Raw genomic sequence first — 13696 nt, 5'->3', positions numbered from 1 at the left:
CCGGGAGAGACGATGAGCAATCTCAAGGAAATCAAGGTACCGGACATCGGTGACTTCAAAGAGGTGGAAGTCATCGAAGTGCTGGTGGCCGTTGGCGACACCATCAAGGCCGACCAAAGCCTGATTACCGTCGAGTCCGACAAGGCCTCGATGGAAATCCCCGCCTCCGAGGGCGGCGTCGTGAAGTCGCTCAAGATCAAGGTGGGCGACAAGGTCGCTGAAGGCTCGGTCATCCTCGAAGTCGAGGCCGGCCAGGCCGCCGCTGCGGCCCCCAAGGCCGAGGCCCCAAAGACCGAAGCCCTGAAAACCGAAGCCCAGGCAGCAGCGCCCGCAGCGGCATCGTTTGGCGGTTCGGCCGATCTGGAGTGCGACGTGTTGGTGCTGGGCGCGGGCCCCGGCGGTTATTCGGCCGCTTTCCGTGCCGCCGATTTGGGTCTGTCTACGGTGCTGGTGGAGCGTTACGCCACCCTGGGCGGCGTGTGCCTGAACGTGGGTTGCATTCCGTCGAAGGCGCTCCTGCACAACGCGGCGGTTATCGATGAGGCGCGCGCGCTGGCTGCGCACGGCATCAGCTTTGGCGAGCCCAAGATCGAATTGGACAAGCTGCGTGGCTACAAAGAAAGCGTCGTCAACAAGCTGACCAGCGGTTTGGCTGGCATGGCTCGCGCGCGCAAGGTGACAGTCGTGACGGGTGTGGGCGAGTTTGCCGATCCTTACCATCTGACGGTCAAGGCCGCCGATGGCAAGACGCAGACCATCCGCTTCAAGAACGCCATCATCGCCGCAGGCAGTCAGTCGGTGAAACTGCCCTTCCTGCCTAAGGACGATCGCATCGTCGATTCGACGGGGGCTTTGGAACTGCGCGAGATCCCCAAGAAGATGTTGATCATCGGTGGCGGCATCATCGGCCTGGAAATGGGCACGGTCTATTCCACCTTGGGCGCCCGCCTGGATGTGGTGGAAATGCTCGATGGCCTGATGCAGGGCGCGGACCGAGATTTGGTCAAGGTATGGCAGAAGATGAATGCCGGCCGCTTCGACAACATTATGTTGAAGACCAAGACGGTGGGCGCCGAGGCGCGCGCCGACGGCATTTACGTGAGTTTTGAGGGCGAGGGCGCTCCGACAGCGCCGCAACGCTATGACCTGGTGTTGCAGGCCGTGGGCCGTAGCCCCAACGGCAAGAAGATCGCCGCCGACAAGGCGGGCGTGGCAGTGACCGACCGCGGCTTCATCGAAGTCGACAGCCAGATGCGCACCAATGTGCCGCACATCTTCGCCATCGGCGACATCGTCGGCCAGCCCATGTTGGCGCATAAGGCCGTGCACGAAGGCCATGTGGCGGCCGAAGTCGCCGCCGGCCAGAAGTCCTTCTTCGACGCCCGCGTCATTCCGTCGGTGGCTTACACCGATCCTGAAGTGGCCTGGGTGGGCCTGACAGAAGACGAGGCCAAAAAGCAGGGCATCAAGATCGAGAAGGGGGTCTTCCCCTGGGCAGCTTCGGGCCGCGCCATCGCCAATGGTCGCGATGAGGGCTTCACTAAGCTCATCTTCGACGCCGAGACCCATCGCATTCTGGGTGGGGGCATTGTTGGCACGCACGCCGGCGATCTGATCAGCGAAATCGCGCTGGCCGTTGAAATGGGCGCCGATGTGGTAGATATCGCCAAGACCATCCACCCCCACCCGACCCTGGGCGAATCTGTCGGCATGGCCGCCGAAGTCGCCGAAGGCGTGTGCACGGACTTGCCGCCGCAGCGTAAAAAGTAAGGCGCAAGCCTAAAAAGCAAGAAAGCCGCCCACGGGCGGCTTTCTTGCTTTTGGCGAGATGTTGAAGCGGGATTTTCTCCTGTAGTTCGCCGATTTCGGGCGGGCTGCTGCTACGCTCGCGCCGCATGCACTTTTTCATGACAGGAGGTGGACTTGAACACGCCACAATCAACCAAACTTCAGAACAAGCAGATTGAGGCGGATTACGACTCTCGTCCCTATGAGTCGAACGCGCATTTCTACACGGCACCTGGTCATATCCGGGCTGCCGCGCACCTATATGGCGTCGAGACGGTGCCCCTGGCTCGCGCACGGGTGCTGGAGTTGGGGTGCGCGGCGGGCGGCAATCTACTGCCTTTCGCGCTGATGTATCCCGAGGCCACGGTAGTCGGCGTCGATTTGTCCTCCGTGCAGGTGGCGCAGGGTCAGGAAGTGATCAATGACCTGGGCGTGAAGAATATGCAGTTGCACGCCATGAGCCTGACGGACATCACGCCGGCATTCGGGCAGTTCGATTACATCGTGGCGCATGGCGTGTTTAGCTGGGTGCCGCCCGATGTCAAGACGGCCATTCTGCGAATTTGCAATGAGAATCTGTCGCCTCAGGGTATTGCCTACGTTAGCTTTAATACCTATCCAGGCTGGAAGGCGGGGGATGTGGTGCGCGATGCTGTCTTGCTGGCCAGCCATGGCGCGCAGACTGAGCAAGAGCGTCTGGGACGAGCGAAAGCGATGTTCACGGTGTTGACCGATGGTCTGGCGCCCGGTAACGGTATGGGCAATGCGCTGCGCGCGCTCGTGGAACAGTTGCGCTCGCAATCCGATTACTACCTCTTGCATGAGCATCTGGCGCTGGTCAATACGCCTTGCTATCTGGTCGAATTCGCTGATGCCGCTGTGCAGGCCGGCCTGACCTATGTGGGTGACAGTGAGCCGAACACGGAACTGGCGGCTACCTATGGCCCCAATGTGCAATTGACGCAAAGCGTGATAGCGCTGGGTCAAAATAAAATCATGCGGCAGCAGTTTCTGGATTTTGCAGTGAGCCGCAGTTTCCGCAAGGCGTTGTTGGTGCATGGAGAACGCGGCACCACAGCTCTGCCCGATCTTGGCCGCCTGCGCGATCTGCGCTTCGCCGCGCCCTTTGTGGTGAAGCCGGCCCAGGATGGCCAGCCTGCCGGGTACACCTCGCGGCGTCAGCAGTTCATCAGCGGCGCCGAGCCGGGCATTGAACCCTTGGTCAAGGCGCTGGGTGAGGCTTGGCCGCGGAGTTTGGGATGGGAAGCGCTCGATCAGGCGTTGACCGAAAGGGTGGCGGATACGCAGGAGCGCCAGCGCGTACTGAGCAGCGCCATCCAAACCTTGTTTGCTCAGGGTGTGTTGCACTTGTCTTTGGGTGACGACCCCTACGAAGAAGCCGGTGCGGCCAGTCTGGTGCCGGGATTCGCCTATCTAGCCCGGCGCAACTGGGAGGGCCCGAGAGGCGTGGGTTGTTTCAATGCCTGGCATGAGACGCTGAGCCTGAGTCTCACGCCAGCGCAATACTGGATTGTGGAGGAGCTGGAGCGAGGCTTTGAACTTAAGCGCGTGGCCGCAGAGCTGAGCCAGGCCTTGCAGCGTGGTGATGTGCCGGGTAATGATGGTGTCTCGCGCAAGGGGCAGCGTAACTTGAGCGCCTTGGCAACGAACATGGTGCGAGAACTCACGCTTTTGCTGCGCCGTCGGGGCGTGGTGCTGGGCGATGCCTGAAGGCCTGATGCCGCGCCTGCTTGCCATGCCCGCGAGGGGCATGCTTTTTTCGCCCGACTGGAGGCCGCGAAGCGGTCCCCAGTCTCGCGCTGCATTAACGCAGCAGCGACAGCACCGTTTGCGGCACTTGGTTGGCCTGGGCCAGCACCGAGGTGCCGGCTTGTTGCAGGATCTGCGCCTTGGTCATGTTCGACACTTCGGTGGCGTAGTCGGCATCTTCGATGCGCGAACGAGCGGCCGACAGGTTGTTCACCGTGTTGTTCAGGTTGGCAATCGTCGATTCGAAGCGGTTCTGGATCGCGCCCAGGTCGCTGCGCAGGTTGTCGACGGTTTGCATGGCGCTGTCGATCGCGGCCAGCGGGCTCTCGGTTTGTGCTTTGGCGGCCTTGCTGAAGTCCACCGAGGCAATCGTGGCGGTGCCGTCGGTGGCGATCGCGATGTCTTCCTTCTTGATGGCGACGTACAACGAGTCGCCAGCGGCGACGCCCTTGCGGGAGGCGCCGGCGACTGCGTCGACCTTGGCCCACAGGTTGCCGTTCTTGTCGGTTACGATCGACACGTCGCCAGCTGCCGGAGCGGCGGTGCCCAAGTCAGTGGTGCCCGTGACGGCGGTGACGGTCGGGACCTTGGCGGCGGCGTTAGCGGTGCCGGTGAATGCAACGACGTCAGCGGCGACAGTGGCCTTGGCGTCTTGGGCGCTGTTCAGGGTCAGCGAGTCCAGCTTCAGGGTCTTGGCATCGATTTGCTTCAGATCGATTTCGATGGTTTCGCCGTCGTTGGCGCCAACCTGAATGGACAGCTTGCCTTCCTTGGCCAGGACCTTCACGCCGTTGAACTGGGTCTGCTCGGAGACGCGGGTGATTTCTTCCAGACGCTGGGTGACTTCAGCCTGGATCGAATCCAGATCGGTCTGCGAGTTCGTGCCGTTGGTGGCTTGAACCGTCAGTTGGCGGATGCGTTGCAGGTTGTTGTTGATTTCGTTCAGGGCGCCTTCGGTCGTTTGAGCGATCGAGATACCGTCGTTGGCGTTACGGGCAGCCTGGGTCAGACCCTTGACGTTGGCGGTGAAACGGTTGGCGATGGCCTGGCCGGCGGCATCATCCTTTGCGCTGTTGATACGCAGACCCGAGGACAGGCGCTCGATGGCCGAGCCCAGAGCGGATTGCGACTTGTTCAGGTTGTTTTGGGCAACCAGCGACAGGTAATTGGTATTGATAACAGCAGCCATGAGTAGCTCCCAAGAGAAAGGCTTCTTCAAACTGGGCAGCGGGGCCGCCCGTGATCGACGGGGATGTGTCCTTGCTTTGCATTGCACATCGCCCGTTGCCTGAATAACGTCCGTGGCTTTGGGATCTTTAGGGGTTTGTAGGGCAGTTACAAACTTTTTACAAAACCCCGGTGGCTGCGCGTCAGATCACATGCGACAGCAGTTGTGGCTCGGGCAGTTTGGCCCAGGCCATTTCTTGCAGATGACTGCGCAGGCGGGCGGTAGCCTGGGTGCGGAGTTGGCAAACCCGTGCTTCGGTCACATTAAGCACCGCGCCGATTTCCTTGAGATTCAGGCCCTGCTCGTAATAGAGCGACAGCAGCAATTGTTCGCGCTCGGGCAAGCGTTCGATGGCTTGAATCAGGCTGGCGCGCAGGTCGGCGGCGAGCAGGGCGTTCAGTGGATTGCCGCCGCCATCGCCCGCGCCTTCGTGCCAGTCGCCGTCGCCTTCGGCATCGATATTTTCGTAATGCAGGATCTGAATGCCCTGGGCATCCGACAGCATGGCTTGATATTCATCCAGCGGCAGGCCCAATTCTTGGGCGATTTCAATTTCCGTGGGCGGTCGCATCAGCACCTGCTCCTGGCGCTGGATGGCGGTTTCGATGCGGCGACTTTTGCTGCGCACACTGCGCGGCAGCCAGTCCTGGCTGCGCAACTCGTCCAGCATGGCGCCGCGTATGCGAGCCGTGGCATAGGTTTCGAATTGTGCGTCGGGGTTTTTCTGATAGCGGCGCACGGCATCGAGCAGGCCGATCATGCCGGCCTGTATCAGGTCGTCGAGCTGGACGCTGGCGGGCAGGCGAGCTAGCAGTTGCAGAGCCAGCTTGCGCACCAGCGGCGAGTATTGGACCAGGCTTTCTTCTGCGTTGGGCATTCAGATATAGGCGGCAGGTTGTTGCTGCAGGTCACATTGTTGCAATGTTGCAACGGCCGAAGTGAGTAAGCGAAGGCTTATCTCCAAGCCGAAATTGTCAATGAATTGCGGCTCGCCATTCGGGTAAGCACTCAGCGTTTTGAGCGTTTATTTACAGGTTTGCGATGTAATATCTGAAATAGCTGTAACAATTTCGGGAAAAATCATATAAGTCAGAAGAAATATCAATGATTATTCATTTTTGTCATAGAGAATCACATATGGCGTGTTAAATTTTCATCAAATTGCGATTAACTGATACATTTCGCATTATGACGAAAAATAGATCGCTGCACGGAGTTCGGGTGTGCGGAGGTCTGGCTACGCGCGTCGACTGTACCGAATCGTCCTAGTACTGGAGTAAGCCTTGAACACCACTGACAGCTCGTTACTCGCGGATATCCGCGAAGTCAACCTGTCGTACCTGTTGTTGGCGCAGCGTATGCTGCGTCAAGATCATGCCGCCTCGATGTTTCGCCTTGGTTTTAGTACCGAGGTGGCAGACATTCTGATGCGCCTTTCGCCCGCCCAATTGGTAAAGTTGGCCAGCTCGAGTTCTGTGCTGTGCCGGTTCCGTTTTGATGATTACGGGCTGTTGTCCGCCTTGACTCAGGACGTGCTGGGCGGCGCGCTGCAACAGGCTCACGCGACCATTTTGCTGGCTAAGCAGCCTGTTGAAGAGATTGCATGATGGCATTGCGAAGTGAGGGAGCGCCGTCATGGCGATAAAGAGCGTTGCGCAGGAAGCTGACGAGATCCTGCTCGCCAGCGCCATGATTACGCTGGGCGCAAGGCTGCAGGTCCTGGAAGCCGAAACCAATCTGAGTCATGACCGCCTGGCGCGACTCTATCGCGAGATTCGAGGTTGTTCCCCTCCCAAGGGCATGTTGCCTTTTTCGGTTGACTGGTTCATGACCTGGCTGCCGAATATCCATTCTTCGCTGTTCTATAACGTGTTTTCTTTTTTGAATACACGCACCAAGAGCAAGGGTGTACGCGCTGTTATCGACGCTTACCGCCTTTATGTCGAACATGCGGGTGTGGATACCTGCGGCGCGCCGGCGGCAGAGCCTGTGCTGAGTTTCACTCGGGCCTGGATGCTGGTGCGCTTTTTTGATAGCGGTATGCTGCAGTTGTCCGCCTGCCGTCAGTGCGGCGGTCATTTCATCGCCCACGCCCACGATCCACAGACCGACTTCGTGTGCGCCATCTGCCGCCCGCCACCCCGTGCCGGAAAGACAAGGGCAGCGGCGCGCGCACGCGCCGCGGGCCAAGCCTTGGCGCAATCCTGACGCGCATGGGCCTATACGGCCCGCAAACGGCAGCCTTAAGGGCGGCAAATACGTCAAAAGCCCCGAAATTCTCCCCGTAACCCGCGTTTTTGCGGAGGGGGGATCGGGCGATCATTGGCGTTGATTTTTAGATTCGACGGCAGAGGCCTGATATGTTGGTAGTGATCGGATATGCGGTGGTGATCGTCGCGGTGGTCGGCAGCTTCATCGGGCTGGGCGGCCATCTCGGCGCGCTTTACCAGCCCTTTGAGCTGACGCTGATCGCAGGCGCCGCATTGGGAGCATTTCTTGCCGGCAACAGCCGTAAGTCGCTGGTGCTGGTGCGCCAGGCAATTCCTCGCGCTTTCAAGAGCGCGCCTTACAGCAAAGACCTGTACATGGAGCTGATGGCGCTTCTGTATGTATTGCTGAACAAAGCGCGGCGCGAGGGCTTGATGGCGATCGAATCGCATATCGAAGATCCGTCGTCCAGCCCCATCTTCAACGAGTATCCGCGCATCATGAAGGACCCCAAATTGATGGAGTTCATCACGGATTATCTGCGCATCATGATTAGCGGCAATATGAGCTCGTTCGAGATCGAAACGCTGATGGACGAAGAAATCGAAACCTTTCGCCATGAGCGTGAGGTCCCCACCCATGCCTTGCAACAGGTGGCTGACGGCCTGCCTGCTTTTGGTATCGTGGCGGCCGTGCTGGGTGTGATCAAGGCGCTGGCGGCGGTCGATCAACCTCCCGCCGTGCTGGGCGATCTGATTTCCAAGGCGATGGTGGGCACTTTTCTGGGGGTGTTGCTGGCCTACGGCTTTGTGGCGCCGCTGGCTTCGCGCGTGGAGCGCCGCACGACGGAGTCCGTCAAAGTGCTGGAGTGCATCAAGGTGACTTTGCTGGCCAGCATGAACGGCTACCCGCCGCAACTGGCCGTGGAATTCGGCCGCAAAGTGTTGTTCTCGGCCGTGCGCCCGTCTTTTGGCGAGCTCGAAGAGCACGTGCGCCAGGCCAAGACGACGGCCACTGGCCGCGCCTGAAGCGGGAGTGTTTGAGCGATGAGCACGGTCAACAATCACCGGGTCGTGGTTCGCCGCAAGCGATCCAGCGCCAAGGCGCACCACGGCGGTAGCTGGAAGATCGCTTACGCGGATTTCATCACCGCGATGATGGCTTTCTTTTTGGTGATGTGGCTGGTCAGCATCGTGCCGCGCGAGGAGCTCAAGGGCATTGCGGATTATTTCCGCATGCCGTTGCGCGTGGCGCTGACCGGCGGGCCCAATTCTTCGGCCGAAACCAGCGCCATCCCGGGCGGCGGCTCGGACCCCCTGCGTAGCAAAGGCGAGGTGCGTCGCGCCGACGGCAACCGTGTAGAAGCGCAACCTGACGCCGATCGGCGTGACCGTCATCGCCTGGAGTCGCTCAAGCGCCGTCTTGAGGCAGTGATCGATAACAGCCCGGTGCTGAAAAATTTTCGTCCGCAGTTATTGATAGATCTGACGACGGAAGGCTTGCGGATACAGATCGTTGACAGCCAGAACCGCCCGATGTTCGCCACCGGCAGCGCCCAGGTGCAGCCCTATATGCGCGATATTCTGCGCGAACTGGGTCCCGTGCTCAACGACCTGCCTAATAAGGTCAGCATCTCTGGGCATACCGACGCTACTCAATACGCGCGCCGCGAGCGCGCCTATAGCAATTGGGAGTTGTCGACCGACCGCGCTAATGCGTCGCGCCAGGAATTGGTGGCAGGCGGCATGACAGAAGGCAAGGTAATGCGGATTCAAGGCCTGGCTTCGAGCATGAGTATCGTTAAAGATGATCCTTATGCTGCCGTTAACCGGCGTATCAGCCTGGTGGTGCTCAATGAAAAAACGCAGCGCCGCATCGAGGCTGAGAACGCGGCGGCCGCCGATGTGTCCTCTCGCGATGCGCAGGGTGTCGGGCAGGCCGTGACAGATCACAACAATAGCCAGGGGCGCACCTCGGCAGGAGTAACGAACGGGCATGACGGCAACGATTCTGGTAGCTGATGACTCCGCAACAATGCGGATGATCGTCAAAGCGGCCCTGACCTCCGCAGGCTGGCAGGTGCTGGCCGCGGCCAATGGCCAGGAGGCGCTGGCGCTCGCGCGCCAGCATGAGGTGGATCTGGTGGTCAGTGACTGGAATATGCCGGTCATGGGAGGCCTGGGGTTGATTCAGGGTTTGCGGCAGGAGCATGGGTACGAGGATGTGCCCGTGCTGGTGCTGACAACCGAGGATGACGGGGATAGCAAGACGGCCGCCCGCGACCTCGGCGTTTGCGGCTGGCTTCACAAGCCTCTCGACCCCGATACGCTGGTGGAATTGACCTCGGAACTGCTGGGCGAGCAGTCTCAGGATTAGACAAGTTCAGTTGTTTAGAAGGCATACCGTTCATGAGTTCAGGTCTGGACCTCAGCCAGTTCTACGAAACGTTCTTCGACGAAGCGGATGAGCTGCTCGCGCAAATGGAGCAGCTTTTGCTGGAGCTGGACGTCGGCGCGCCCGACATTGAACAGCTCAATGCGATTTTTCGCGCCGCGCACTCTATCAAGGGCGGGGCAGCCACGTTCGGCTGCTTTCAGAAGCTGGCCGAAACTACGCATTTGCTCGAAAACCTGTTGGATGCCATTCGTCGCGGCGAGATGTCGCTGCGTGCCGACATGGTGGACATTTTTCTGGAAACCAAAGACGTGCTCAAAAGCCAACTCGACGCCTACCGCGCTTCCGAGGAGCCCGATGACGCCGTGTTCGAACGAATCTGCGCTGTGTTGCGCCAGCTTGCCCTGGACGGTCGCGGCGAGCTTGCGCCCGCCGCCGCGCCAGCACCGGAGCCCGTGGCGGCGCCGCAGCCGCCGGCTGCGTCCGCGCAGAGCGGCGATCTGCCCTGGCGCTTGCATGTTCGCAAGATATCCGACAAGGATGCCGCCGCCATCCAGGAAGAGATGGGCAACCTGGGCAAGGTCCATGCGGCCGAGCGTCGGGAAGAGACCTTGACGGTTTGGGTCGAAACCACCTGCTCGGCGGCGGACATCGAGGCCGTGTGCTGCTTTATCATCGATGCCGATCAAATGGAGCTGCGCCGCGAGGGCGCACCGGACGTGGTCGCTGAATCCGCTCCAGCCGCCGTCAGCCTCGCCGCCGCCGTTGAAGCCAAACCGGCGGCCGCTCCCGTAGCGACGGCCGCCCCGAAGGCGGTTGCGCCGCATCATGCGGACAAGGAATCAACCTCGATCCGTGTCGGTGTCGAGAAGGTCGATCAGATCATCAATCTGGTGGGCGAACTGGTCATCACGCAGGCCATGCTGGCGCAGACGGCGTCAACGCTGGACCCGGTGCTGCATGACCGCTTGCTCAACGGCATGGAGCAGCTCGAACGCAACGCCCGAGATCTGCAAGAGGCGGTCATGTCCATCCGCATGATGCCGATGGACTATGTGTTTAGCCGTTTCCCGCGTTTGGTGCGAGATATCGCCGGCAAGATGGGCAAACAGATCGAGTTGCAGACTTTTGGCCGCGCCACCGAACTGGACAAGAGCCTGATCGAACGCATTATCGATCCGCTTACCCATCTGGTACGCAATAGCCTGGATCACGGCATAGAAACCCCCGAAAAACGGGTGGCGGCCGGCAAGGACCCAGTAGGCCAACTCGTGCTGTCGGCCCAGCACAATGGCGGCAACATCGTCATCGAGGTCAGCGACGATGGCGGGGGGTTGAGTCGCGAACGGATTCTTAAGAAAGCGATTTCGCAAGGACTGGCCGTCAATGAAAACTCACCCGATGAAGATATTTGGCAGCTGATTTTCGCGCCGGGCTTCTCGACAGCCGAGAAAGTCACGGACATCTCGGGCCGAGGGGTGGGCATGGATGTGGTGCGCCGCAATATCCAGGATATGGGCGGCCATGTGCAACTCTCCAGCCGGCAGGGCGCAGGCACGACGACCCGTATCGTGCTGCCGCTGACCCTGGCTATTCTGGACGGCATGTCGGTGCGTGTGGGTAGCGAGACCTTCATTCTGCCCCTGAATCATGTGACCGAGTCTTTGCAGCCGCAACAAGACCAGATCTATACCGTGGCGGGCAATGAGCGCGTGATGCATGTGCGCGGCGAATACCTGCCCTTGGTAGAGATGCACCGCGTGTTCTCCGTGGGTGCCGCCCAGACGGACCCTACGCAGGCCATTGCCGTCATCATGCAGGCCGAGGACCGCCGTTTTGCGCTGTTGGTCGATCATCTCGTTGGCCAGCATCAGGTGGTGGTGAAAAATCTGGAATCCAATTACCGCAAGGTGCCGGGCATTTCGGCGGCCACTATTCTGGGCGACGGCAGCGTCGCGCTGATCGTTGATGTTTTCGCCCTGGCCCGCTCCAACCGCGAACGCTGGGCCCAGCCCGAAGCCATTCTGAATTGACGGAGAGCCTATCATGGCAGCCAATCCCCACAACGCACACAACCGCCGCGCCGAAGGCATCGGTAGCGAATTTCTGGTGTTTACGCTGGGTGCCGAAGAGTACGGCATCGATATCCTGAAGGTGCAGGAAATCCGCGGCTATGACGCCGGAGGCGTGACACGCATCGCCAACGTGCCGCCCTTCATCAAGGGCGTGACCAATCTGCGCGGCATCATCGTTCCCATCGTCGATCTGCGCATCAAGTTCAACCTGGGCAGCGTCGAATACAACGAGCAGACCGTTGTCATCATCCTCAACCTTGAGCGCCGTGTGGTCGGCATCGTGGTGGATGGTGTATCGGATGTCTTGATGCTTAACACCGCCCAGATCCGCCCGGTGCCGGAGTTCGGCGCCACGCTGTCCACCGAGTACCTGACCGGATTGGGCACCGTGGATGAGCGCATGCTCATTTTGGTCGACATCGAGAAACTGATGACCAGCGACGAAATGGCGCTGGTCGAGAAAGTCGCTTCCTAGCGCCGTGGCCCAGGGGCGCAGCCGAACTGCGCCGCCTGAGTGCGAATAAGGAGTTTTATGCGCAATTTCCTGGCTAATCTGTCGATACGCAGCAGCCTGCTGGGCGTGCTGGCCTTCTTCTCACTGATGTTGGTGGTGGGCGCAGCCCTGGGCGTGCTGTCTTTACGTATCAGCAACGGCACGCTGGCGGATATGCGGGAGGTGCAGGCGATCGCAGACTCGGTGGGCCGTATGTCGGCCGCTGCGAAAGACACGGCGGATGGCCTGGGCCGTGTCGGTGTCGCCCAGTACGGCGAAATCGTGCGCGGCATCGGCCAGCCGATGTTGCTCCAACAGGGGCTGAGCCAGGAGGCTGCCGGGCTGTTGCAGCGCGCTAAGGCCGCACTCAATCGGGCGCAAGCCGAGTTGGACCATTTCAAGGGTTTGCCGCGCCTGGAAGGCGCAGCACAGAGCTTGCAGGGGGTCGAGACCGCCTATGTCGAATTGCAGAATCAGCTATTTCTGCCCATGATTGCGGCGCTGGATCGCGCCGATCTGGCTAGCTATCAGCAGCTTGCGGCCAGTCGTCAGGATGCGCTCGAGGCAGGCTTTACCCAGGCGATCCAGGCCTTTGATTTCTGGCGCGCCAGCGAGTTTTTGCAGGCCTATGATGTGGCCGAGAAACGCTACCAGTTTGTATTGCTCGCTGTGAGTGTGGGCGGGATGATGGCGGTATTGCTCGTGTTCATGACCTATGTCTTTCTGCGCCGGCGTGTCTTGCGTCCTCTGCTCGAAGCGGGCGCGCACTTTGACAAGATTGCGACGGGGGATCTGACGTTACGGGTGGAGGCGCGCAGCGATAACGAGATTGGTCAGTTGTTCGCGGCGCTCAAGCGCATGCAGGAGAGCCTGACGCGCACGGTGTCGACGGTGCGCCGAGGGGTGGACGAGATCAACGTCGGCGCGGGCGAGATATCGGCGGGCAACACGGATTTGTCGAGCCGCACGGAAGAGCAGGCGGCGTCGTTGGAAGAGACGGCGGCGTCGATGGAAGAGCTGGCTTCGACGGTCAAGCAGAACGCGGACAATGCGCGTCAGGCGAATCAACTGGCGGCGAGCGCGTCGGATGTGGCCGAGCGTGGTGGTTCGGCGGTGTCGGAGGTGGTGCAGACGATGCAGGGGATATCGGCGAGTTCGCGCAAGATATCCGAGATTGTGTCGGTGATTGACGGGATTGCTTTCCAGACGAATATTTTGGCCTTGAATGCGGCGGTGGAAGCGGCGCGCGCGGGGGAGCAGGGCAAGGGTTTCGCGGTGGTGGCGGGTGAAGTGCGTTCGCTGGCGCAGCGCAGCGCCCAGGCGGCCAAGGAGATCAAGGGCTTGATCGAGGATTCTGTTGGTAAGGTGACGGCGGGTTCGCAGCAGGTGGAGCGAGCGGGCGCGACGATGCAGGAGATTGTGGCGTCGGTCAAGCGAGTGACGGACATTATGGGCGAGATCTCGGCGGCCTCGGACGAGCAATCCAGCGGTATCGAGCAGGTCAACCGTGCGGTGACGCAGATGGACGAGGTGACGCAGCAGAATGCGGCGCTGGTCGAAGAGTCGGCGGCGGCGGCGGCCTCGCTGCAAGAGCAGGCCCAGCGTTTGGCCGAAGCGGTCGCCGTGTTCAAGATCAATGCGGGCGAGGTCATCGATGAGGTCTCGGCTGCCCGTCTCGCGAGCCGTTCCCGCGCGCAGCAGGACGCGCTGGTGCTGGAGCACTGAGGCCGGCGTGAGCAC

Annotated in this window: 12 protein-coding genes; 10 read left to right on the top strand and 2 right to left on the bottom strand. The window is 60.6% G+C overall.

The window, feature by feature from the left end; all coding sequences use genetic code 11:
* The first annotated feature begins 12 nt into the window (after positions 1–12).
* Positions 13–1770, top strand: a complete 1758-nt coding sequence (gene lpdA / locus U0029_RS09735; RefSeq protein ID WP_114852817.1) for a dihydrolipoyl dehydrogenase — start codon at positions 13–15, stop codon at positions 1768–1770.
* A 153-nt stretch (positions 1771–1923) separates the two neighbouring features.
* On the top strand, positions 1924–3519 hold the full coding sequence (locus U0029_RS09730; protein ID WP_162790402.1) for a methyltransferase regulatory domain-containing protein: 1596 nt from the start codon (positions 1924–1926) through the stop codon (positions 3517–3519).
* A gap of 94 nt (positions 3520–3613) precedes the next feature.
* Here U0029_RS09730 and U0029_RS09725 read toward each other — a convergent pair whose 3' ends face one another.
* Entirely contained in the window at positions 3614–4747 is a 1134-nt protein-coding gene (locus tag U0029_RS09725; protein WP_012417337.1) for a flagellin FliC, read from the bottom strand.
* 181 nt (positions 4748–4928) lie between these two features.
* Positions 4929–5663, bottom strand: a complete 735-nt coding sequence (locus U0029_RS09720) for an RNA polymerase sigma factor FliA (RefSeq protein WP_012417338.1) — start codon at positions 5661–5663, stop codon at positions 4929–4931.
* 406 nt (positions 5664–6069) lie between these two features.
* On the opposite strand from U0029_RS09720, the gene flhD reads away from it, so the two are divergent.
* From flhD to U0029_RS09680, 8 genes are all read left to right on the top strand, one after another.
* Entirely contained in the window at positions 6070–6393 is a 324-nt protein-coding gene (flhD, locus tag U0029_RS09715) for a flagellar transcriptional regulator FlhD (RefSeq protein WP_012417339.1), read from the top strand.
* A 28-nt stretch (positions 6394–6421) separates the two neighbouring features.
* On the top strand, positions 6422–6994 hold the full coding sequence (gene flhC / locus U0029_RS09710; protein WP_012417340.1) for a flagellar transcriptional regulator FlhC: 573 nt from the start codon (positions 6422–6424) through the stop codon (positions 6992–6994).
* 152 nt (positions 6995–7146) lie between these two features.
* Positions 7147–8022 (top strand): flagellar motor stator protein MotA, encoded by an 876-nt coding sequence (gene motA, locus U0029_RS09705; protein WP_114852819.1) that lies wholly within the window; start codon positions 7147–7149, stop codon positions 8020–8022.
* A gap of 18 nt (positions 8023–8040) precedes the next feature.
* Entirely contained in the window at positions 8041–9015 is a 975-nt protein-coding gene (gene motB, locus U0029_RS09700; protein WP_114852820.1) for a flagellar motor protein MotB, read from the top strand.
* Complete coding sequence (locus U0029_RS09695) at positions 8990–9370, top strand: response regulator (RefSeq protein WP_012417343.1); 381 nt, start codon at positions 8990–8992, stop codon at positions 9368–9370. Before motB ends, U0029_RS09695 begins: the two co-directional genes overlap by 26 nt.
* A gap of 32 nt (positions 9371–9402) precedes the next feature.
* Complete coding sequence (gene cheA / locus U0029_RS09690) at positions 9403–11421, top strand: chemotaxis protein CheA (RefSeq protein ID WP_114852821.1); 2019 nt, start codon at positions 9403–9405, stop codon at positions 11419–11421.
* 13 nt (positions 11422–11434) lie between these two features.
* Entirely contained in the window at positions 11435–11938 is a 504-nt protein-coding gene (gene cheW, locus U0029_RS09685) for a chemotaxis protein CheW (RefSeq protein WP_114852822.1), read from the top strand.
* Positions 11939–11995: 57 nt separating this feature from the next.
* Positions 11996–13681, top strand: a complete 1686-nt coding sequence (locus tag U0029_RS09680; RefSeq protein ID WP_115600713.1) for a methyl-accepting chemotaxis protein — start codon at positions 11996–11998, stop codon at positions 13679–13681.
* Positions 13682–13696: the final 15 nt, after the last annotated feature.

Origin of the sequence: Bordetella avium (assembly GCF_034424645.1) — a bacterium.
GTDB classification, from domain to species: Bacteria; Pseudomonadota; Gammaproteobacteria; order Burkholderiales; family Burkholderiaceae_B; genus Bordetella; species Bordetella avium.
Note: the sequence above shows the minus strand (reverse complement) of the source record. Positions and strands in the feature narration are given on the sequence as shown.